This window comes from Paraburkholderia sp. BL9I2N2 (genome assembly GCF_004339745.1).
GTDB lineage: Bacteria > Pseudomonadota > Gammaproteobacteria > Burkholderiales > Burkholderiaceae > Paraburkholderia.
The window spans coordinates 1,140,504-1,163,077 of the sequence record NZ_SMGP01000004.1 but is presented as its reverse complement, the minus strand read 5'-3'; the positions used below and the strand labels follow the sequence as shown (position 1 = coordinate 1,163,077).

Sequence of the window (22,574 nt, the reverse complement as noted above, 5' to 3'; positions counted from 1 at the left end):
CTTGTCCGATGGCGTCGCCTTGCCTGAACTTGTAGCCGAACTCGACGCCGTCGGCATGGCGTTGCTGGCTTGCGCATAGGCGTTCGACGTCGGCATCACGCATGCCGCGAGGACGAGCGCATTCACGACGTTGCATGCTTTCATGAATTGCCTCTACTGTTCGGCCTGACAGATCGTGACTTAAAGATAGCCAACATTCCGCTTCTAACAAAGCCGTTTGCACTATCAAGGGAAAACACGCATCCAGACACGCGTCCGCCGGTAAGCCGATCATCGCCCGAGTTTCCGAACAGCCTGAAGAATCAGCCCCTTGCCGCCGAATCGCCGGATTGCAGAGGTTCGCCCAGCCGCCGTTCTACCCGGCATCCAATCATCGGCGGCGACCGGGGTCGCGATGGTCATTCATGCCGTCACGTCGCTCCGTAGGTCCGTTCACCTCTCTTCGAAAACCACCACACTGCGCGCTTGCACATGACATGCTTGGCTTTCCGCCCTGACCTCTTCGGCAAGCGGGACGATGTCGTGCGGTGGACGGCTGCCGTATCGACGACGCGCCGCCAGCCCCGCTCGTCGAGGTCAGGAAGCGCGACGAGGCGCTCCACTTGGTCCATGTTGAACACCACGTGCAGCAGCGGCTCGTCGGAAGTTTGCCCGGCAAGCGTGAAAGCGAGAAGACAGGATTCCGGGTCGTGCCATGCGGCTCATGCAGGCGCTCGCCGTGCCAGGCCACGTCGGGGTGCGTCTGCCCGCTTGCGGGACGCCCGGTGAAAAAGCGCGCACGGTGCAGACTCGCGTGCCGTTTGCGCAACGCAATCAACTCACGCACGAAGCGGGACATGTCCATACCGGCATCTGACGGTGTCCAGTCGAACCAGCCAAGTGCGTTGTCCTGGCAATAGCAGTTATTGTTGCCACGCTGGCTGCGCAGTACCTCGTCGCCGGCGGAGTAGCATCGGTACGCCCCGGCTCAAGAACAGGATGGCAATCAGGTTCCGCGCCTGGCGGAGTCGAAAGCGGAGCACTTCAGGGTCGTCGGGTCTCGCCTTCGGTGCCGCAGTTCCACGAGATATTTGCATCGCTGCCGTCGCGATTCTCTTCGCCGTTGGCTTCGTTGTGCTTTACCTCGTAACTCACCAGATCGTTTAGCGTGAAGCCGTCGTGGCAAGTGACGAAATTGATGCTGTTGCTGGGGAGCCTGCCGTCGTCCGCATAGAGGTCCGAACTTCCCGCGATGCAGCTGGCAACTTTGCCGACGAGGCCGCGATCGCCGCGCACGAATTGGCGAATCACATCCCGGTAGCGGCCGTTCCACTCGGCCCAGGCCATGCCAGGGAAAGCGCCGACGTGATAAAGACCGGCAGCATCCCATGCTTCGGCGATCAGCGGCACGCGCGAAAGCACTCGCGAAGACTCGATAGCCCAGGGGATCGGCGGGTCGGCCATCAGCTCGCCTCGCTGGTCGCGCGCGAATACGCTTGCCAGGTCGAAGCGGAATCCGTCGACGCCCAGCTCCTCCACCCAGTATTCGAGGCAATGCACAATGAATGCGGTTACCACAGGATGGTTGCAATTGACCGTATTTCCGCAGCCCGTGTAATCGCGGTAGCGGCGCCGGTCGCTCCCGTCGAGATGGTAAAAGATGTCGTTCGCCAGGCCCTTGAAGTTAATCACCGGCCCTGAAGCATCGCCTTCCGCCGTATGGTTGAAAACGACATCGAGCAGCACGAAGATGCCCGCGGCATGCAACGCGTCGGTCAGCGCCCGGAATTCCTGCGGAGCACGGCTGGTATCGATGCAGTATCGGGGATGCGGGCTGTAGTAGCTGTGCGTGCTGTAGCCCCAATAGTTGCAAAGCCCGCGCACGGCTGCGGCTTGCGGTACGTCCTGCTCATCGAAGGCCATGACCGGCAGCAGTTCGACGTGGGTGACGCCGAGCTGCTTCAGGTACGGAATTTTTTCGATTAAACCGGCGAACGTTCCGGGATGCGCTACACCGCTCGAAGGATGGCGGGTGAAACCGCCGACGTGTAACTCGTAGATAATCGCGTCGTCCAGTCCGCGCGATGCTCGGCTGCCGGACGCGAGCATCGGCTCCGTCACGATCGCGCGGTGTGTTGCATGCCCGGCGTCGGCCGTATCGCCAGCAGGGCGCCGTGTCCATAGATCAGCTGACACGGCACGGGCAAAAGGATCAAGCAGTTCCTTGCTCGGATCGAACGCGCGGCCGGTATGCTGCGTGTCCCGCGGTCCATCCGCGCGCCATGTGTAACAGGTGTGCAGCGGCAGGTTTTCCACGAGCACATGCCAGTAGAAGAAGGTTCGATTACGCTCGGGCACGAGCGGGACGATCTGGAACGGCTCGCGACTGCTCGGGGCCGCATAGAGCAGAAGTTCGACCCGCGTTGCGTGGCGGCTGAAAACGCAAAAGTTGACCCCCCCGGGCACAACCGTTGCGCCCGGGGGGAAACGGGATCCGGGATGAACCGGATAAACTCGGGCCGGGCCGGTTTCAGGGTCGCTGGTCAAGATCGACGCTCACCGGGTGAATCTTCCAGATCTGTTCGCAATATTCGCGTATCGCGCGGTCGGAGGAGAACTTGCCCGCCCGCGCGGTGTTGAGTATCGACATACGGGTCCAGCGTCGCGCATCCTGCCAGGCGGCGCTCACCTCCTCCTGGCACGCCACGTAGGCCGCATAGTCCGCCAACACGAGGAACGGATCGGTTTGCCGCAGATTGTCGATCAACGGGCGGAACATGTTGCGGTCTCCACGCGAGAAGTGCCCATCCGCGATCAGATCCAGTGCTTCACGCAGTTCCTCGTTCGCATTCACGCAATCCGCCGGACGATAGCCCTCGCGATGGATCTGCTCCACCTGGTCTGCGGTCAGGCCAAAAAGGAAAAAATTCTGGTCGCCCCACTTCCTCCCGGATCTCGACGTTCGCGGCCGTCGAGTGTCCCGATGGTCAGTGCGCCGTTCATCATGAATTTCATGTTACCGGTGCCTGATGCTTCCTTGCCGGCGGTGGAGATCTGCTCGGACAAGTCCGCGGCCGGATAGATAAAGTGTGCGTTTTTCACGTTGAAGTCCGGGAAGAACACGACCTTCAGCCTGCCATCCATCGCAGGATCATTGTTCACGACTTCAGCCACACCGTTGATCAGTCGAATGATCAGCTTGGCCATTGCATACCCCGGCGCCCGCTTTTCCGCCGAACACGAAACAGCGGGGCGCGGCAGCCCGTTGCGGGTCGCGACGCAAGCGCTGATACAGCGTAACGACGTATAGCGCATTCAGGTGCTGACGCTTGTACTCGTGAATGCGCTTGACCTGAATGTCGAACAACGCGGTAGGGTCCACGACGACACCAACCGCGCTCCGCATGTGTTGCGCCAGAGCCTCCTTGTTCGCACGCTTGACTCCGCGCCACTCGTCCTGGAAGGCCGCGTCGTCGGCATGCGCTTCGAGAGCCCGAAGCCGCGTGAGGTCGGTCACCCATCCCTCCCCCACCGTCTTGTCCAAAAGCCGCGCCAATCCCGGGTTGCTGAGCAGCATGAAGCGACGCGGCGTGACGCCATTGGTCACGTTATGAAAGCGCTCGGGCCACAGTTGCGCGAAGTCGCGCATCACGGTCTGCTTGAGCAACGCGGAATGCAGCGCCGCCACGCCGTTCACGGCACAACACCCGACAGTCGCCAGATGCGCCATGCGCACTTTTTTCTCGCCTGCCTCGTCGATCATCGACATCCGCGCGAGGCGTGCGTCGTCGCCGGGATAACGTTGCCGGATCTCGTCGAGAAAGCGGCGGTTGATCTCGTAGATGATTTCGAGCGGGCGCGGCAGCAGGCCGCGAAAGAGCGGCAGCCCCCAAGTCTCGAGTGCTTCAGGCAGCAGCGTATGGTTCGTATAAGCGAGCGTGCGCCGGGTGATGCTCCACGCCTCGTCCCAAGGCAGCAATCGCACGTCCACGAGCAGGCGCATCAGTTCCGCAACGGCGATTGAAGGATGGGTATCGTTCAGTTGCGCCGCAAACATGTCCGCGAAGCGCCCAACGGGTTCGCCCTTGAGATCGAGCAGGCGCAGCATGTCCTGCAGCGAGCAGGAGACGAAGAAGTACTGCTGCGCGAGACGGAGCCGCTTGCCGGCTTCGGGCTCGTCGTTGGGGTAAAGTACCTTGGACAGCGTTTCGGATATCACCTTCTCCTGCACGGCCTGGTAATAATCGCCAGCGTTGAAGTCCTGCAGATCGAAGGACTCGACGGCTTCGCTCTTCCACAGGCGCAGCGTATTGCAGGTATTGACCCGGAACCCCAGCATCGGCGTATCGCAGGCCACGCCCTTGACCATGTGCGCCGGAATCCATTGCACGCGCAGGCGGCCCTGCGGATCGGTCTCGCTTTGCGTATGTCCGCCGAACGCAACGTAGTAAGCCACGTTCGGGCGCACGATCTCCCACGGGTTGCCCTTCTGCAACCACTTGTCGGTAACTTCCACCTGCCAGCCGTCGCGGATCTCCTGATCGAAGATGCCAAACTCATAGCGTATGCCGTAGCCCACGGACGGTATTTCGAGCGTCGCCAGCGAGTCCAGATAGCAGGCGGCAAGTCGTCCGAGCCCGCCGTTGCCGAGTCCCGGCTCTTCCTCGATCGCGAGCAGCGCGTCGAGGTCCTGGCCGAGCGCCTGCATGGCGGCACGCGCATTGGCCTCGATACCCAGATTGACGAGGTTGTTGCCGAGTTGCGGTCCGATCAGGAACTCTGCGGAGAAGTAGCAAGTCACCCTCAAGTCGCGTTCGGCATAGGTCTGGAACGTCGCGGCCCAGCGCGCCAGCATGCGATCACGCACACTGTAGGCAAGGGCCATGTACCAGTCATGCGGGGTAGCGATGCCCGGCGGACGGGCCTGCAGGCAGATGAGATTGTCGAGTACGCCGCGCTTCAGCGCGTCGGCATCCAGCCCCGTTCGCGCGGAGCTGCGGATAGCGGTGGTGGTCGGGTCGGCAGCCATAATCGTTCCCTGCGGTTATCGGGGCTGGCAATCGGGGCTGGCGTTCACTCGGGCCATACCCAATCGGTGATCTCCGCGCGATCGATGCCATGCGTGTGCGCGTAGTCCAGGTTGCTGATGATCGCGTCCTTCATGTCTTCCCTCAAATGCGCTGTCCTGCCCTGCAATCGCGGCACACGGTCGAGTACGTCGATCACCAGATTGAAGCGGTCGACCTGATTGAGAATCGCGAGTTCGAGCGGGGTGTTGATGTTGCCCTTCTCCTTGTAGCCGCGTACATGCAGATGCTCGTGATTGCGAAAGCGATAGGCCAGTTTGTGGATCAGCCACGGGTAGCCGTGGAAGTTGAAGATCACCGGCTTGTTGACGGTGAAGAGGCTGTCGAACTCGCGCTCGGTCGAGCCATGCGGATGCTCGCTCGCGGGCTGCATCCTGAAGAGGTCGACGACGTTCACGAAGCGCAGCTTCAGCTCCGGCAGCCGTTCGCGCAGGATGGCCGTGGCCGCCAGCGCCTCCTGGGTGGCAACGTCGCCGCACGCGGCCATGACAACATCCGGTTCCTCACCTCCGTCGTTGCTTGCGCGCCGCCAGACGCCCAAGCCTTTCGCGCAATGCACTATTGCCTCGTCGATGGTCGTGAATTGCAGGTGCTTCTGCTTGTCCGCGACGATGACGTTGATGCAGTCGGTCGAGCGCAGACACCCGTCGGCCACGGCAAGCAGCGTATTCGCGTCCGGTGGAAGGTAGACGCGCGTGACGGACGGGCTCTTGTTGGTTACGAGATCGATGAACCCCGGGTCCTGATGCGAAAAACCGTTGTGATCCTGCCGCCAAACAGTCGACGACAGCAGAATGTTCTCCGACGATACCGACGCACGCCACGGCACGTGATTCTTGCTGATGTCCAGCCATTTCGCATGCTGGTTGAACATCGAGTCCACCACGTGCGCGAATGCCTCATACGTGTGAAAAAAACCGTGCCGCCCGGAAAGCAGATAGCCTTCGAGCCAGCCCATCAACGTATGCTCAGACAGCATCTCCATCACCCGGCCGTCGCGCGCCAGTTCCCGCCGTCCTCGTCTTCCAGCAGGAGATCGGCCATCCAGATCTTCTTGCTGACCTCGTAGATCGACTGAAGGCGGTTGGACGCCGTTTCGTCGGGGCCAAACACGCGGAAGGTGTTCATGTTTTCGCGCATCGTGTCGCGCAGGAATTCCCCGAGCGGCCGGGTATTCTCTTGCAGCACCTTGCCCGCCTGTGTCACGTCTACCGCATACGCGCGGAAATCGGGCAACTTCAATTCACGGCGCAGTATTCCGCCGTTGGTATGCGGATTGGCGCTGATGCGACGTCGTCCTTCGGGCGCGAGGGCTTTCAGTTCGGGAAGCAGTCGTCCGTCGGCATCGAACAGTTCTTCGGGCTTGTAGCTGCGCAGCCAACTATCCAGAAGCTCGAGATTCGCGGGATTGCCGCGCACGTCGGAGAACGGCACCTGATGCGAACGCCACGAGCCCTCCACCTTGTGTCCTTTGATCGTCTTCGGTCCCGTCCACCCTTTGGGCGTACGCAACACGATCATCGGCCAGCGCGGCCGCTCGACTTCGCCGCCAGCGCGCGCCTTATCATGGATCGCGCAAATCTCGGCGACGACCGTATCGAGCGTGTCCGCCATCTTTTGATGCATCTCGGCATGGTCCGAACCTTCGACGAAATACGGCTTGTAGCCATAGCCCACGAACAGCGCTTCCAGCTCTTCGTGGCTGATGCGTGAAAGCACGGTGGGGTTAGCGATCTTGTAACCATTCAGGTTAAGAATCGGCAATACGGTGCCGTCCCGCGCCGGATTGACGAACTTGTTCGAATGCCAGGCCGTGGCAAGCGGTCCCGTCTCCGCTTCGCCATCCCCAACGACGCAGGCCACGATGAGCTCGGGGTTATCGAACGCGGCTCCGTACGCATGCGACAGGCTATAGCCAAGTTCGCCGCCTTCGTGGATCGAGCCAGGGGTTTCGGGCGTGACGTGCGAGCCGATGTGACCTGGAAACGAGAACTGCTTGAAGAACTTCTGCATCCCCTCTGCGTCTTCGCTTTTGTCCGGATACACCTCCGAGTAGGTGCCTTCCAGATAAGCGGGGCCGAGTACGCCGGGAGCTCCGTGTCCGGGACCCGCCATGAAGATCACGTCCAGATCGTCGCGTTTGATCACGCGGTTCAGATGCGCCCAAACGAACGAAAGCGCTGGACTCGCGCCCCAATGCCCGAGGAGCCGCGGCTTGACGTGCTCCGCCTTGAGCGGCTCGCGCAGTAGCGGATTGTCCATTAGATAGATCATACCGACCGAGAGGTAGTTGCATGCGCGCCACCACGTATCGATCAGCCGAAGTTCATCGCTGCCAGGCCCAGTCTGCTCCGAAGCAGCCGTCGTAGGATGTGTACCCATATCGATGTCTCCTGTCTTTGCGCATTGCCGTGTTCTGAATCCGGAACCTCTTCCACAACCACGCCACCAATCAGGAATTCTGCGAGCCGGCGCGGTTCAAGGTTATCGAGCCAACTCCGTACTTCGCCGGCAAGGCCCACACCGGTCGTGTTCGGGCGGATCTTACGTTCGCGGATCCACGTTCGTGCCTCGGGGTTTTTGACTGCCTCGGTAAGCAGATGGTGCATCTCGACGACTTCAACGCCGTGTTAGCGCATCTTTGTCACAAAGCACAGACCATCACCTTGTGCAGCTTGCCGGCCTCGGAGTGAACTCCGAGGTTGAATGTCTCCATGCTCACCATGCTTGCCCTGAATTGCGAGTGTGACAAATCTCTTGCAGGTTTCAGGGGGCGGCAACAACTCTCCGTTCTACAAACCGGATGGCAGTTTTCTTTGCGTACGTGAATGCCGCCCGTGGAATCACGCCGGTGGCGATGACTAGCGGAGCCCAGAGCGTAGGAGTCGCACCGGATGCGACTCGGAGCCGAGCGCAATGGCATGCTGACCCCGGTAAACAAAGTGACTACGGTTACGATCGGCAGATCGACAAACGCGCGACGCAGCATGGTACAAACAAAAAATAGCTTTGCTGACGCTTTGCCACAATAGGACTTTGGGTTTATTGGCCGATCGATAACGCTGGCTGATGTGTGTTTCAGTTCAGATCAGTTCGTAATCGACTCGGCAGAACGTTCCGCTTCGGTGATGGGCCGGCGACCGCAGAGGCGACGGTATGCCTTCCTTCTGTCACACGGCGGACAAGATTTCTCCTGTAAGCTTCGCGCTGATCAAGGTCGGTTTCGAGCCTGTTATGGGGGTGCGGCGCGTGCGCCCGTCATCCGCCAGGATGACGGAGTACTGGAAGGAGCATGGCCGCTATGCCGACGGAGTGAGTTTGATGTCCCCGATGGGCGGCAATGCTTTGCCCTGCTGCCGGTCGGGGGCATGACGAGCTTCCCGGCACACGTTCCGGCCGCTCGATCCTACGACATCGTCCGACAAATCGGTGCAAAGCAACCGGATCCGTGCTGGCATCGGAGAGAAACGAATTCATGCATGCGAGCAGATTGGGGTTATGCCGTCGATGCACTTGCGTTGGGGTATGGCACCCGCGGCACCAGTTACCGCTTCAACCGCGGCGCTGCCCTTCCCTCTCGTCCTGGCCACCATCGTCAGGCTGTGACCATGCTCTGGGTCCGCTCGGCGCGGTGTGAACCCGCATATGCGGCACCGGAATCTCAATACCCGCCTCGTCCATCTTTCGTTTGAGCCGCGCATTAAAAGCGCGCACCACGCCCCACTGCTGCATCGGCCGGGTCTTGATCTGCCCTTTCACAACCATCCAGTTAGCCTCGAAACGCTCAAGCCCCCACACTTCGACGGGCGCAAGTATTTCGTTGCGCAGGCGAAAGTTTCCCTGCAGGTCTTCGCCCACTTCCACGATCATGCGTGTGACTTCATCAAGGTCAAGCGAGAACGGCACTCGTACCTCGAACACCGCATTGGCGAAGTCACGCGACAGGTTTTTAACGATTTTTATCTGCGAGAAGGGAATGGTGTGAACCGCGCCTTGTCCGTCACGTAACCGGACCGTGCGAATCGTCAGGTCCATGACGATGCCGGCGTGGCTGCCGTCAATCTCAATCCAGTCACCGACCGAGATCGTCTCCTCGACAATGATGAAGAGCCCCGTGATCAGGTCGGTGACGAGCGTCTTCGCACCGAAGCCGACTGCAAGACCGATCACGCCTGCGCCCGCAAGGAGAGGCGTAAGATTGACGCCCAGGGTGGCGGCGGCGACGATGGCCGCGAGGGTCGCAACCGCCACGAAAACAGCGTTGCGCACCAGCGGCAACATCGTGCGTGCGCGCATGCCGGGATCGAGAGCCTTGTTCCGCGAACTGCTCGGGCCCAGCGCGTTGAGAATCGCGGTGTCGCACAGTATCCAGATGAACCAGGCGCCAAAGACCGTCGCTATGACTGTAATCAGCGCGTGCTTGAAACTGGGTGTCATCGCACTGTGCTTGATCATTCGCGCGATCGGTCCGCTCCACAGGTCCAGCTCGAATTGAATGTACGCGAGCCACATCAGAAGGACGAGCAGCGTGCTCACGAAGCGCAAGAGTCGCATCAGGTGCGGGGCGCGGCGCTGGGCGCGCGTGTCCCTTCGACGCGTCACGTGCATCAGCAGCGCCGACACGAACAGCGTGAGCACGAGTAACAGCGCACTGAGAAGCGACGGTTGTAGTACGTTCTCTTCCGAACCGCGCGCATCAACGATCGTAAAAACCGATGCGATCGCGATTAAAAGGACTGGGATGTTCCACAGCGATGCCAGGATATCGAGCGCTTCCGTGGCGAGTTTGTGATCACGCCGTTGCGCATACGGGCGATTGCGTATCAGATGCGTGACGGGCCGCCGGTAAGCGAGTGCGAAATAACCGATCAGCAGGGCTGCAGCCACATTTGCGGATGCCGATACGAGCCCGGCGAGATTCAAACCGAGCAGGTTTGTGACGTCTGGATTGGCCATCGCGTCACCGAGCGCACCACATGCACCGATAGCGAAAAGCGGCCAGCGGCTTTGCGCGAGCAGTTGATGAACTGCGACACGCCGGTGTGCCGTGTTGAACGCCGAGAACACAATCAGGCAGATCGCCGAGAAGATCGAACCCGCGACTATGGCATAGACGATCACAAGCCCCAGCGTGCCGCCGAGCGCGTCAGGCATTCCCCGCATGAACAGCGCCACCGCCACGAATGCGGCGATCCATGGCGCCGTCCGCCAAAATGCAAAACTCAAGAGTTCGAACGAAGTTGGACCCGGTTCCAGCGCGAGCTTCCAGCCATAACGCGCACTGATGCGCCGCCGCAGATAGATCAACAGGCCAGCGCACGCGCCCCAACCCACAAACGTCGCGATCATGCCAAGCAGGACGTGGCCGAACGACTCCCCGCTTCCGCCGCTGAGAATAGTCGAAAGATCGTCGGCCGCCGCGCTCGAACGGGCCGCCCAGTAATGCAAGGGCGTGCGGCCTTCGCTCAAATCCGTTTCGACCGACGCAATGCCTGACGCAATCGCGCCGAGCATATCGCTTTTGCCTTGTCCGGACGATGCCGGCGCAGCGGGTGCGGCACTTTGGGTACCTTCACGAAGCCCCTTCAGATGGGCTACCAGCGCTTTGCGTTGTGGATCGCTCTCGAGCGTGTCGATCAGGCTGTCCAGTGAGCGCGCCAGTTCGGCCTGACTCGCGGGCGTTGGTGCCGATGCAGCCTGCGCTGCGGAAGCTGGCGGCGCGGTGCCACCCGTCACATTGTTGAGGATGTTTTGCAACCCGGCGGGCAACGCGGCTGCCGCGGGATTGATAACCGCCGTCGACAGAACGAGGAAGCTGGTCACGGCCAGCCATAAGCAGGCGCACCCAACGGCACACCACACGCCTTCATATAATCCAGCGTGCGCCGGCAGTCTGGCGGAGACCATGGCATGACTGGATTCACACTGCATAGAGGGGGTCATGGAGATCCCTTCCGAGAGGTCACCTCTGTGAGAGCTGGATCGCCCCGGGCTAACGCTATTACGAAAGCCTTGGCGCACCCGAACTGCGCTTCGTGCGGTTAAAGCATACATCACCATAAACCGATGCCCGCTCGGGGTGTTGTTGCAGTAAGGCTCGCAGCCGAAAGGTGATCGATATGGGAAGCACTGCTTATATTGCCAGTTCGTAGAATTGATCCGCGGTGGACGGATGGGTTCCACGAGCGCACTTCATCTGTTCTTTTGGCGATCGTATGCATCACTTCGATGCCGCCAGGAAGAATCCGGGCGCAGCGAAAAGTGTTGAACTCCAGCATGGGTCGGGTGCGCCGCTTGATCGCCCGATGGTCTTGCTCGACGAAGTTGACACGCGGCGGGCAGCGCAGAAAGACGCGTGAAGCGAAGAGCGATACGCGCGATCAGACGAAAAAGAAAAACGAAACCACACCTGCGCCGGCTTCCGGTGAGCAGTGAGCACGCTGCTATTGCTAGGTCTGCTTTTTCTTGCGCGGCAAGCCGGGAATCGAAATCAGGTTCAGCGCAATGACCGCGATCGCCACGCCAACGAAAATGGCGAGCGCGCCGTACCGGTATTCCATGCTGCGGTCATAGACCAGTCCGGTAATGGCGAAATAGAGACCACTGAGCCAGATGGCGATGCCCACTAATGCAATCGCAACCCGTCTTTCAGATTTCTTCATCGGGACCTCCAACATTTGCGACCGGTTTCCCAAAACATATTAGTTCGCTATTGCGGCCTTTGCCTGCCTTTGTCCTGCGACCCGGGCCACAAGCGTCGTTATCGTGTCGTGACGGACTCGAAACACAAGCTGCAATCTGCTGGAGGTTTCAGCTTCGGCCTCAACCCGGCGCGCGGTATCGTTCGGACGGAGGCACCCAATTTGCTAGCCTCGACTTCCAGCGGATGCGCTGCTCGATGAGCGGCAAGGGTAATTGTTGGAAATGTACTGATGAAGACCTTCTTTAACAGCCTAAAGAACGAACGGGTGCCTGCTAACGCACTATCGCACCCATCAGGAAGTCGCTGCGGACCAGTTCGAATACACGCGAGTGTTTTATTAGCGCAGTCGACGTCATTTGTCACTCGGCTTCGTACCGCCAGTTCAGTTCCTGCATGGCTGGATCAAAGCTCGGCAGATCAAGGATCCACGCTTTCAGTGGCGCAGCGCCTCTCGGACGAAGTCCTGGCAAATACGATCATCTCGCAAGGAGACCAGGGCTGCGCGAAACCGCCTGATCGGGTGTCGCCCTATATGGGTGGAACCCGGCGAGGCCAGTTGTCTTCGGCCTCGCCGTACTCCATGCCTGGCTATTGCAGCTTACATGCCGCCAAGCGGCTTCCTCACCGTCAGCTTGTTGGTCACCGACGTCACTCCGGAAACGCCCCTCGCGATCGCCTCGGCTTTGCCGATCTGGGCAGCTTCGGTGACCGTGCCATTCAGCGTCACCGCGCCGTCTTTCGCGATGACACTGATGTCTCCGGCGCTGATCTCCTTGTCCTTGCCGAAGGCGGCATAAATCCTGCGGCGCAGGGCATGGTCCGCTTTCCTGCCCGCGGGAGCCACGGAGCCCGATGCCGCCGTCGCGGACGCACCTTGCGCACTGGCTGCTTCACCGGTCTGGGACCACGCCGTCGTGGATACCGCAACGAATGCGGCGGCCACCAGCGCGAGTGTGATTGCTTTCATAAATTACTCCGGTTCATGAGGGTGACGGGATCAGAAGCTATGGCGAATGCCGACCATGGCCGCAGTGGTGGAGACACCCGGCGCAACCGGATTCCCATAGATGATCGTCTGGTTCATCGTCCCCTTGTTGTCGACATAGCCGACTTGCGCGTACGCCTTGGTCCTTTGGGACAGGTTGTATTCGGCACCCACTGCGAATTCGCTCGAGTGATTCGCTGAATTGTTCCGGTCCTTCAGGTAGTAGTAGCCGGACGTGATCTTGAAGCGCGGATTGAACTGGTAGCCGAGGCCGCCCGACGCCATTTCGAAGTCGACGGTATTGCTCTTCGCGGGGTTTTTGCCGATGGCGTACGAGGCGGATAATGAAAACCCGCTGATCGTATACATCGCACCGAAATAATAGAAACGGTTGTTGCTCTCGCCTGTCGCAGGCACAGCCGGAGCCGCCGGAAAGTTCTGCGGAAACGGATTGGTGTCATGTCCGTTGTAATACACAGCGGACAGGTTCAGACCGTAATTCGAATACTTGAGTACAGCCGACTCACGCGTGCCGCCCTGGAACTGTCCCGCGACGCCACCCGGCGCGTACTCGAGCGCAAGCGACGCACCATAGAATTTCGGCGAATTGTAGACCAGCGCGTTGCTGTCATAGAGGGCGCCGATTGGAGCGTTCGTGCTGGTGCCGGGCCAGCCGGCTGCCTGATTGACACCCAGCCACGCGGTCAGAATACTGCCGAAATACTGCGCGCCGCGTACATCGGTTTCCGCCATGGCGTAGATCATCGGGATGATCTGGCGGCCGGCGTCGAACGTGCCAAACGGCCCGGTCGCGCCGATTGTCGCAAACTGGTTGAAGATCGCGGTCGTGCCCGGCGTATCGGACAGCCCGAACTTGCCGTTCGTGGTGTTGAACGTGCCTTGCAGCTTGAACGTGATCTTGTAGCCGGCGCCGATGTCCTCGCTTCCCTTCAGGCCCCAGAAGCTGGAATAGATTCCGCCGTCCTTGAGCTGATAGACATGCCCCAGGTTACGCGCGTTCGGCAGAAAGGTTGCGGCCGAGGTGCTCTGATACAGAAGTCCCGTATCGAGTACGCCATAGAGCGTAACCGACGACTGGGAATGGGCCGCTGCGGAAAACACTAGCAGCACTGCCGAGCTATACGATTTTAATTTCATTGCGTCTCCTCCGAGTGTGGGGCGCGCCGGGTAGACCCGGCAATTTATGACTTGTTGTTCGAATGAAACTGTGTTGTTGCCAAGTCGGTATCTGAGGCCGGCAGGTAGTAGTCGCCGAACTGATCCCGCAGGCGGTTCTTGAGCACCTTGCCCGTGGCACCGAGCGGAACCGAGTCGACGAACAACACGGCGTCCGGCTTCCACCACTTCGCAACCCGATCGTCAAAGAACGTGAGCAGTTCGTCCGCGGCGAGCGTGCTGCCCGGCTTCCTCACGATCAGCAGCAGCGGCCGCTCGTCCCACTTCGGATGCCGCGCGGCGATGCATACCGCCGTCGTGACTTCGGGGTGCAGGTACGCGACGTTTTCGATGTCGGTCGAACTGATCCATTCGCCGCCGGACTTGATGACGTCCTTGCTGCGATCCGTAATCTGCATGAAGCCGTCGGGATCGATCCTGGCGACGTCACCGGTCGGGAACCAGCCGTCGCGCAGCGCCGGTGTGTCGTCACTGCCGAAATACTCCCGCGTGACCCAATGACCGCGCACGAGAAGGTCGCCAGTCGCGGTGTCGTCCCACGGCAACGCGTTGCCTTGCAGGTCGACGATTTTCATGTCGATGCCGAACACCGGGCGCCCCTGCTTCGCCTGAAGCGCGTAGCGTTGCGCCGCGGGCAGAGACACCTGATGTGCCTTGAAACTGCAGACGGTGCCAACCGGGCTCAATTCCGTCATACCCCATGCGTGCACGACGTCGACGTGATGGCGCTCCTGGAACGCCGCCGTCATCGCTGTCGGGCAGGGAGCGCCGCCGATAATCGTGCGCTTCATCGACGAGAACGAACCCTTGATCGCGTCGACATGCGCAAGCAGTCCCTGCCAGACTGTCGGCACGCCGGCCGAGAGCGTGACCTGTTCGTCCTCGATCAGTTCATGGAGCGATTGGCCGTCCAGCGCCGGCCCTGGAAACACCAGCTTCGCACCCACCATGCAGGCGATATACGGCAGTCCCCACGCGTTGACATGGAACATCGGCACGACCGGGAGGATCGAGTCGCGCGCCGAACAGTTCAGCGCATCCGGCAGCGCCGCCGCGTAGGTGTGCAGCAGGGTCGAGCGATGGCTGTATAGCACCCCCTTCGGATTGCCGGTCGTCCCGGACGTGTAGCACAGCGATGACGCGCTGTTTTCGTCCAGCAGAGGCCAGTCGAAAACGTCGCTTTGACCGTTGACGAGATCCTCGTAGCACAGCAGCCTCGCCGGCAGCTCATGGTCTCGCGGCATGTGCGCGCGATCGGTCATGGCAACGAAGACCTTCGGACTCTTGACCCGCGGCGCGACGCTCTCGATCAGCGGCAGAAACGTCAGGTCAAAGAACACAACGCGATCTTCCGCATGTTCGATGATGTACGCGAGCTGGTCGACGTGGAGCCGGGGGTTGAGCGTATGCAACACGGACCCCGCCCCGGATACGGCGAAATAAAGCTCCATGTGCCGGTAGCCGTTCCACGCGAGCGTCCCTACCCGCTCGCCCGGCTCGATGCCGAGGCTCGCGAGGGCATTTGCCATGCGGCGCGCGCGTTGCGCAAAATCCCGGTACCGATACCGGTGAATGTCGCCTTCGACCCGTCGTGACACGATCTCCTGGTCGCCGTGATGGCGTTCCGCGTGCATGAGCAGCGAAGCAACCAGCAGCGGTTGCTGCATCATCAAACCTTGCATTCTGTTCCCCTAAATAGCTGTATGTTCCCGCACGGCCCGGATCACGGCGCCGAATTGCCCACCGGTGCCGGCGCGGGACCGGCGACCGGGTCCTCGAGACTCACGACCAGCTTCCCGTCGACGGCCCGAACCGGGAAAGTCGTCAGGCTCAACCCGCCTACGCCCGGCATGCAGCCGGTGCGCACGTCGAAGCGCAGACCGTGCGCCGGGCAGCGCAGCACGCCCCCGTCGAGCTGACCGCTTGCGATCGACGCCCCGTTGTGGGGACATGCGTTGTCGATGGCGTGGATCGTGCCGTCGATGTTGAACAGGACAATGCCGCGGCCATCGGCGAAGGCCAGTTTGCGCTGGCCTGGCGCGAGTTCATCGACCACTCCAACCGGTATCTGACGTGACATTCCCTGTTCCTTTAGCTTTGGACTGCAAACACCATGACTGCCAGCATCGCTGCGAGCGGGACACGGCCTCATCCGGATTGCGCTTGCCGATAAGGCACCGCGGGCAGATGAAGTCGAAGAAGGTTTCGCTCACCAGGAAGGCCCGCTCGCTCGCGTCCCGATCTGGCTGTGCAGGTCCGGTTCTGATCAGACAAGCTCATTGATCAGTGTCTGCGCCATCGCCCATTCACCAAACCCTGCAGCCGGATTCAGGTGACCGACTTCGCCGAGGTCGACGAGACGACTGCCCCAGTTTTTCGCCATCGTCGCGACACGTTCGAACTGCGCGAGCGGATCGTTGCGGCTCGCGCCGACGATGCTCGGGAACGGCAGCGGCTTGCGTGGAACCGGATGCCAGCCGTTCTGGGCCAGTTCATCGATGGCCGGATAGCCCGCCGGCAGCGGCGTCTCCAGGTCGGCAGGAGCGGCGAGCAGCGCGCCGTGAATCCTGCGGCTGTGTTGCTGGGCCCAGTGCGCCGTGATCATCACGCCCGCGCTATGCGCGACGAGGATCACCGGGCCATGGATTTTCGCGAGCGCGGCATCGAGCGCTGCGACGCGCGCCGCGCAACTGAGCTTGTCGCGCTCGAGCGGCGGCACTGAGGCGGCCTTGGGCAGCATCCGCTCCAGCAGTGTTTGCCAATGCTCCGCGACGTGGTCGCGCAAGCCCGGCACCATCAGGATGGTTGGTGTCATATCGAGAGTCATGATGCGATCAGTACGGCCGGTCACCAACGATTCCGGCGCGCTCCATCTTGCGGTGACACGGCGGGTAATCCATCACGGCATAGTGCTGTGTGCTGCGGTTATCCCAGATCGCGATGCTGTTGGGTTTCCAGCGCCAGCGGACCTGGTACTCGGGGATGTACGCCTGGCTGATGAGATAGCGCAGCAGGTCACCCGCGCCCGGATTGGCGTCCTGCCCGAAGCGCACGCGCGCCGGCGTGTGGTAATTGGTGAAATGGGTGGTGAAGGCGCTCACGAACAACACCTCCTCACCGGTCTCCGGGTGCGTGCGCACAACTGGATGCTCCGCATCCGGAAATTGCGCCTTAAGAGCGAGACGTTTTTCGATCGGCATCGCGGCACCAAAGCTCGCCTCGATGCTGTGGCGGGCGCGCAGATCTGCAATCTGGGCCTTGATGTGGTCCGGCAAGTTCTCGTAGGCGAGCACCATGTTTGCCCACATCGTGTCGCCGCCGACGGGCGGGCACTCCACGCAGCGCAGGACAGCGCCGAACTGCGGCGCCTCGCGCCAGGTGGCATCCGCATGCCACGCGTTTTCATACCGGTCGTTAGGCTGATCCGGGTTCTTGTAGATGCGTACGAGGCCCGGATGCTCCGGGTCGCTGCCGGCGACGGGATGGTCCTCCAGCTCGCCGAAACGGCGCGCAAACGCAAGATGCTCGGCGCGCGAGATGTCCTGGTCGCGCAGAAACAGCACCCGGTGTTCGAGCAGCGCCGCACGGATCTCCGCGAACAGGCCGTCATCGTCGACGGCGTCGGCAAGATTCACGCCGACCAGTTCGGCGCCGATGGCGCATGTCAATTGTTCGACTCGCATGGTGTTCTCCTCAGATGACGAAGACTGACGAGCCAGTCGTCTTGCGCGATTCAAGATCGCGGTGGGCCTGCGCCGCGTCCTCCAGCGCGTAACGCTGGTTGAGTTCGATCTTGATGCGGCCTGCGGCGACATGCCCGAAGAGTTCGCCGGCGAGTTCGTCCTTTTCCGCGGGGTCGGCGATGTAGTCCGCCAGCGCGGGGCGCGTCAGGTAGAGCGAGCCCTTCATCGCCAGAAGCTGGGGATTGAACGGCGGGATTGGCCCCGACGCCGTGCCGACGCAGACCATCAGGCCACGGCGCCTGAGCGAATCGAGCGACGCCTCGAAGGTATCCTTGCCGACGCTGTCGAACACGACGTTCACGCCGACGCCGTTGGTCAGTTCGCGCACGCGCTTCGCGACGTCCTCCCGTCCGTAGTAGACGATGTGGTCGCAGCCATGCGCACGGGCCATCTCGCCCTTGGCCTCATTCGAAACCGTGCCGATCACGGTGAGACCCAGCAGCTTCGCCCACTGCGACACAATCAGGCCGACACCACCGGCGGCGGCATGCAGCAGGATGGTGTCGCCCGCCTTGAAATCGTGAATGCGGCGCATCAGGTACGACGAGGTCAGACCTCGCATCGTCATGCCGGCAGCCGTTTCGCAGGAGATCGCATCCGGCAGCTTGATGAGCGGCGCCGCCGGGACGAGGCGTTCAGTGCTGTACGCGCCGAGTGTGTTGAGAAAGCCCGTGTAGGTCACGCGATCGCCGACTGCGACGTTGGTCACGTCGGGGCCGATTGCCTCGACCACACCGGCAGCCTCGACACCCATGCCCGCAGGGAGCGGCACGGGGTACAGGCCGCTGCGGAAGTAGGTGTCGGCGAAATTCAGGCCCACTGCCTCATGGCGCAAGCGGATCTGTCCGCGGCCGGGGTCGCCCACTTCAACGTTTTCATAGCGCAAGACTTCGGGACCACCGGTTTCATGGAAACGCACTGCTTTTGCCATATCGAATCTCCTATCCTTTACTCGAACTGCAAATTTATTTGGCCTGTGATGGGGCTGCCCGTCCTGCTCTCAGGCGCACCCGCCAGGTTTAAAGCTCGCGGAGGACCGTCGGGTCAGCCCCCGGCCTGTTCACGCAGGGCATTCACGCGATCGACATCGGCGCCATAGGTCCGCTTGCCGATGTAGAAAGCGACCGCCGCGACAAGGGGTGCAAACGGCACGAGTTGCAACGCGCCGACGAGCCCGATCCGGTCGGCCACGATGCCCGTCAGGATGGCAGCGGGTGCCAGCCCCAGCAGATTGTTCGCCAACGTCAGGGTGGCAAACGCCGACGCATGGATCGACGGTGGGGTGAGATTCGCAACCATCGCCCCCGAGGGGCCGGTCGCGCCTGCGCAGAAAAACATGCCGGCGCCGATCACGATGAGTTGCGCCGGACCCGGCGGCATCCGGAAACCGACCATCAGCAGCACGAAGCAGAGCAGGCAGAAGGCGACGGCAGCGCTCCACTTCCTTTCCCGCCCATGCTTGCTGAGCCGGTCGGTCAGATTTCCGCACACCACCATGCCGAAAGCGGTGGCCAGCACGAACGCGGACGCGCTCATGGCCGCCTTGCCAGTGGACATGCCGTAGTAGCGGTTCAGGAAGCTGGGCATCCACGCCCATACGGCCGCCGGAACCAGCAGATGGATGCCGCTGCCGACGTAGGCGCACACGACCGAGTTGGTCGAAAAGAGCCCCTGCATCAAGCTGCGCAAGCTCAAGCGCATACCGGCGCCCTGTGTCTGACGGCGCGCGTTTGCCGGCTGCAGCGGCGCGAGCCGCTCTTCGGTGATGGCAAACCGGTAGATGACGACCAGTATGATCCCCAAGGCCGCCATCGCGCCAAACGCCGCGCGCCAGCCCAGGTGAGCCGCGACTGCCCCGCCCAGCGCCATGCCCAGCACTGAACCGAGAGCGCCGCCGGCCATGAACGCTGCGGTGAGCGTGGAGCGCAGCCGTGCCGGAAAGATGCTCAGGACGACCGCGATGCCGACACTGCCATAGGCGGCTTCACCGATCCCAACGAAGGCGCGCGCGAGCAGCATCTCGCCATAATTCGTCGAAAGCGCGCAGCCGAGCGTCGCGAGACTCCAGATCGCCGCCATCAGGACAATGCTCTTCACGCGGCCCCAGCGGTCGGCGAGCACCGACAGCGGAAACGTGAGCACGCCGACCATCAGCGCGACCACACTGCTCAGCGAACCGAGCCGCGTGTCGGACAGGTGCCATGTGGCCTTGAGCATCGGAAACACCGCATTCAGGACCTGTCGCGACATATAGTCGGAGAGCAGCAACCCGACCGTCAAAACAAATACCACCCATGCATACGCGCGCACGTCTTTTTGCGCCGTCGAAATATTGCCAGTCGTAGGCTCGGCATGCGTGAACATGAGTCGTCTCCTTCGTGTTCAACTCGTTGGTGACCGCCTTTGCCCAGCAGGACAAAGGCGGCCTTTATGGATACCGCGCGGCCCTCACCGGCATGCCGGCGGGCCCTACCTTCCAAAACGCGGCATCCGCGAAACGTCTGCCGCGCTCCAATCCCTTACGCCGCGCGCAGCGGCAGGTTCTTCACGCCTGCCTTGCGATTCGGTGTCATGCCGTTGGCCGCGAGTGTCTCGTCGGCCGTTTCGTATTGCACGCCGATGCGGTAGATGTCGCGCGCTTCCTTGCCGGAGGCGATCTCGCGGCCCAGTTCGCGCGCTACACGCACGCACTGTTCGATCTGCTGCACCGACGTCATCCGGTTGCCGTGCGCGTCGATGATCGTGTCTTCGATCCCGCAGCGAGGATGCAGGCCCATGGCCATCGCCATCATGTTGAACGGCAACACGTTCTTGAGCAGCGACTCGGCCGTGAGCGTGCAGCCATCCGGCGCGCGGTGCACGAAGTTGAAGAAGTTGAACGGGTTCGGGCCGTCGAAGCCACCGCCGATACCGATCCACGTCAGGTTCAGCGGCCCCTTGTAGATGCCCTTGCGCACCAGGCGATCGAGTGTCTCGAGCGCATGGATGCCCGTGAGCTGGAAGTGCGGCTGGATACCCGAAGCCTGCAGGCGGCGCAGGTGCTCCTCGACCCATGCCGGGCCGGCGGGAACCGTCATCTCGCTATAAGCGGCCATGAACGCAGGGTTGGACAACGAGGTGCCTTCCAGGTACTCCGGATAGAGCAGCTCCATGATGTTCATCTGCGTGGTGTTGATCGCGACGGTCACCTGATCGGGCTTCGGGTCGAGATCGGCCAGCATGTGACGCGTGTCGTCGGAAAGCCACTTCGCCGCCTGGCCGTCGTCTTCCGGTGCAAACGAGATCGAGCCGCCCACCTGGATGATCATGTCCGGCACAGCCGCTCGCACGCCGGCGATGAGTTCGTTGAATTTCGACAGACGCTTCGAGCCTTTGCCATCCAGTTCGCGCACGTGCAGGTGCAGGACGGTGGCGCCGGCGTTGTAGCAGTCGACGGCCTTCTGGATCTGCTCTTCCATCGTCACCGGAATGTCTTCCGGAAAGTCCTCCGGCATCCATTCCGGGCCGTACGGAGCGGTCGTGATCACAACCTTGTCCTGGTTCTCGGGGTGCAGCGAATCGTCGAGGAATTGCATCGTGTTCTCCAATAGGGTGACGGGTATTCCGACGCTCGCGACACGGCTGGCCGCTTGATAACTGGTCGGAACATGATGAACCGTTGAGATGCACGATACGGCAATCCTGCGCTACACTTTTGCGATACGGCGCCATTCTTTTCGGAATTCATGCCACTACGCGTTAACACCGGTACGTGCGGCAGGCATCTAGTCAGCAGACATGGACACAGGCACAGGGACGCTGCCGGCGACAGGTGAGCGGAGACATAGCGATGGAAACGATGTTGCGCGCGGTAGCCATGAGCGGCTATTTCGATGTGACGCGGCGGGTCGGGCTGAACCCGGTCGAGCTGGCGAAGCAGGTCGGGATCGATACTGCGGCGCTTGCGAATCCGGACGATCGCATTCCGGCAGCAGCCGCGTGCCGGCTGCTGGAACTGACGGCCGAAAAGGCGTCGTGCCCGACTTTCGCGCTGCAGATGGCCGGGACGCGGCAAAAGTTCGGTACTGGTGTGATCAATGTCCTGCTCGCGCATAAGCGCACGCTTCGCGAGGTGTTGCTGGCCGCGGCCCAATACCGGCATCTGCTCAACGAAGCCCTCGCCATGCACGTCGAGGACGCCGGTGAATCGGTCACCATCCGGGAAGAACTGGTAGTCGAACCGGGCACTCCGACGAAACAGGCGATCGAACTCGCGGTCGGCGTGCTCGGGCGCCACTCCAGCGCCCTGCTCGGCAATCACTGGAAACCGCGTTCGGTCCATTTCGTTCACCAAGGGCCGGCAGACCTGACGTTTCATCGACGGTTCTTCGGCTGCGCGTTGGAGTTCGGAAGCGATTTCAACGGTTTCGTGTGTGCGGCCGCCGATCTCGACTACCCGAATCCCTCCGCTGACCCGGAACTGGTGCGCTATGCCGAGAGCCTCGCCGACTCGCTCAACGTGGCGGGTGCCGATTCGACCGCGCTGGAAGTGCGCAAGGCAATCTACCTGCTGCTGCCCCTTGAGCAGGCCACGGTCGAACTGGTTGCCCGCCATTTGCGTCTGAGCGTTCGCACCATGCAGCGCCAGCTCGAACTGGCGCATACCAGCTTCTCGAGTCTGGTGGACGAGGTCCGGGGCGAACTTGCCGTGCGCTACATGAGCAACCCGCGCTATCCGATAGGGCGGGTTTCGGCGTTGCTGGGATATTCACAGCAGGGCTCCTTCACGTACTGGTTCAATTCACGCTTCGGCGTGACCCCGCGCAACTGGCGCAACAGCCATCTGAAATGATGGCGCCGCCGACCGTCGCTCTGTCGTACCCGCGGCTAGCGGCCGGCAA

At 61.7% G+C, this 22,574-nt stretch carries 12 protein-coding genes and 6 pseudogenes; 2 read left to right on the top strand and 16 right to left on the bottom strand.

Features of this window, described 5'->3' with window-relative positions:
• Positions 1–432 precede the first annotated feature (432 nt).
• From glgX to B0G74_RS41625, 7 genes and pseudogenes are all read right to left on the bottom strand, one after another.
• A pseudogene (glgX, locus tag B0G74_RS41655) lies at positions 433–2,445 on the bottom strand (glycogen debranching protein GlgX).
• Positions 2,446–2,509: 64 nt separating this feature from the next.
• Positions 2,510–5,008, bottom strand: a pseudogene (locus tag B0G74_RS41650) (glycogen/starch/alpha-glucan phosphorylase).
• A 44-nt stretch (positions 5,009–5,052) separates the two neighbouring features.
• Positions 5,053–7,448, bottom strand: a pseudogene (locus B0G74_RS41645) (phosphoketolase family protein).
• 59 nt (positions 7,449–7,507) lie between these two features.
• Positions 7,508–7,791, bottom strand: a pseudogene (locus B0G74_RS47235) (arginine deiminase family protein); the annotation flags it as partial.
• 827 nt (positions 7,792–8,618) lie between these two features.
• Positions 8,619–11,249, bottom strand: coding sequence for a mechanosensitive ion channel family protein (locus tag B0G74_RS41635; protein ID WP_243658552.1), 2,631 nt, complete (start codon positions 11,247–11,249; stop codon positions 8,619–8,621).
• Positions 11,200–11,392, bottom strand: a pseudogene (locus tag B0G74_RS46310) (IS6 family transposase); the annotation flags it as partial. The gene B0G74_RS41635 and the pseudogene B0G74_RS46310, both read right to left, overlap by 50 nt.
• Positions 11,393–11,515: 123 nt before the next feature.
• On the bottom strand, positions 11,516–11,728 hold the full coding sequence (locus tag B0G74_RS41625) for a DUF2964 family protein (protein WP_132383185.1): 213 nt from the start codon (positions 11,726–11,728) through the stop codon (positions 11,516–11,518).
• A gap of 134 nt (positions 11,729–11,862) precedes the next feature.
• Here B0G74_RS41625 and B0G74_RS47230 point away from each other — a divergent pair.
• A pseudogene (locus B0G74_RS47230) lies at positions 11,863–12,194 on the top strand (IS3 family transposase); the annotation flags it as partial.
• 173 nt (positions 12,195–12,367) lie between these two features.
• On the opposite strand, the gene B0G74_RS41620 reads toward B0G74_RS47230, so the two are convergent.
• The 9 genes from B0G74_RS41620 to B0G74_RS41580 all read right to left on the bottom strand — a co-directional run bounded on the left by B0G74_RS41620 (position 12,368) and on the right by B0G74_RS41580 (position 21,269).
• The gene (locus B0G74_RS41620) at positions 12,368–12,736 is read right to left on the bottom strand and encodes a BON domain-containing protein (protein WP_132383183.1); all 369 of its coding nucleotides are present in this window, start codon (positions 12,734–12,736) and stop codon (positions 12,368–12,370) included.
• 30 nt (positions 12,737–12,766) lie between these two features.
• Complete coding sequence (locus B0G74_RS41615) at positions 12,767–13,912, bottom strand: porin (protein WP_132383181.1); 1,146 nt, start codon at positions 13,910–13,912, stop codon at positions 12,767–12,769.
• A gap of 44 nt (positions 13,913–13,956) precedes the next feature.
• Complete coding sequence (locus B0G74_RS41610; RefSeq protein ID WP_132383179.1) at positions 13,957–15,633, bottom strand: 3-(methylthio)propionyl-CoA ligase; 1,677 nt, start codon at positions 15,631–15,633, stop codon at positions 13,957–13,959.
• Positions 15,634–15,674: 41 nt separating this feature from the next.
• Complete coding sequence (locus B0G74_RS41605; protein ID WP_132383177.1) at positions 15,675–16,031, bottom strand: Rieske 2Fe-2S domain-containing protein; 357 nt, start codon at positions 16,029–16,031, stop codon at positions 15,675–15,677.
• Between the two features lie 186 nt (positions 16,032–16,217).
• A complete protein-coding gene (locus B0G74_RS41600; RefSeq protein WP_132383175.1) occupies positions 16,218–16,778 on the bottom strand; it encodes an alpha/beta hydrolase in 561 nt (186 codons plus the stop codon).
• A 7-nt stretch (positions 16,779–16,785) separates the two neighbouring features.
• Entirely contained in the window at positions 16,786–17,634 is an 849-nt protein-coding gene (locus B0G74_RS41595; protein WP_132383173.1) for a TauD/TfdA family dioxygenase, read from the bottom strand.
• A gap of 10 nt (positions 17,635–17,644) precedes the next feature.
• Positions 17,645–18,625, bottom strand: coding sequence for a quinone oxidoreductase (locus B0G74_RS41590; RefSeq protein ID WP_132383171.1), 981 nt, complete (start codon positions 18,623–18,625; stop codon positions 17,645–17,647).
• A 113-nt stretch (positions 18,626–18,738) separates the two neighbouring features.
• Complete coding sequence (locus tag B0G74_RS41585) at positions 18,739–20,058, bottom strand: MFS transporter (protein WP_132383169.1); 1,320 nt, start codon at positions 20,056–20,058, stop codon at positions 18,739–18,741.
• Positions 20,059–20,213: 155 nt separating this feature from the next.
• Positions 20,214–21,269 carry a 3-keto-5-aminohexanoate cleavage protein gene (locus B0G74_RS41580; protein WP_132383167.1) on the bottom strand — a complete coding sequence of 352 codons (1,056 nt, stop codon included), beginning with the start codon at positions 21,267–21,269 and terminating at the stop codon, positions 20,214–20,216.
• Positions 21,270–21,523: 254 nt separating this feature from the next.
• On the opposite strand from B0G74_RS41580, the gene B0G74_RS41575 reads away from it, so the two are divergent.
• Positions 21,524–22,525, top strand: a complete 1,002-nt coding sequence (locus tag B0G74_RS41575) for an AraC family transcriptional regulator (protein ID WP_132383165.1) — start codon at positions 21,524–21,526, stop codon at positions 22,523–22,525.
• The last annotated feature ends 49 nt before the right edge of the window (positions 22,526–22,574 follow it).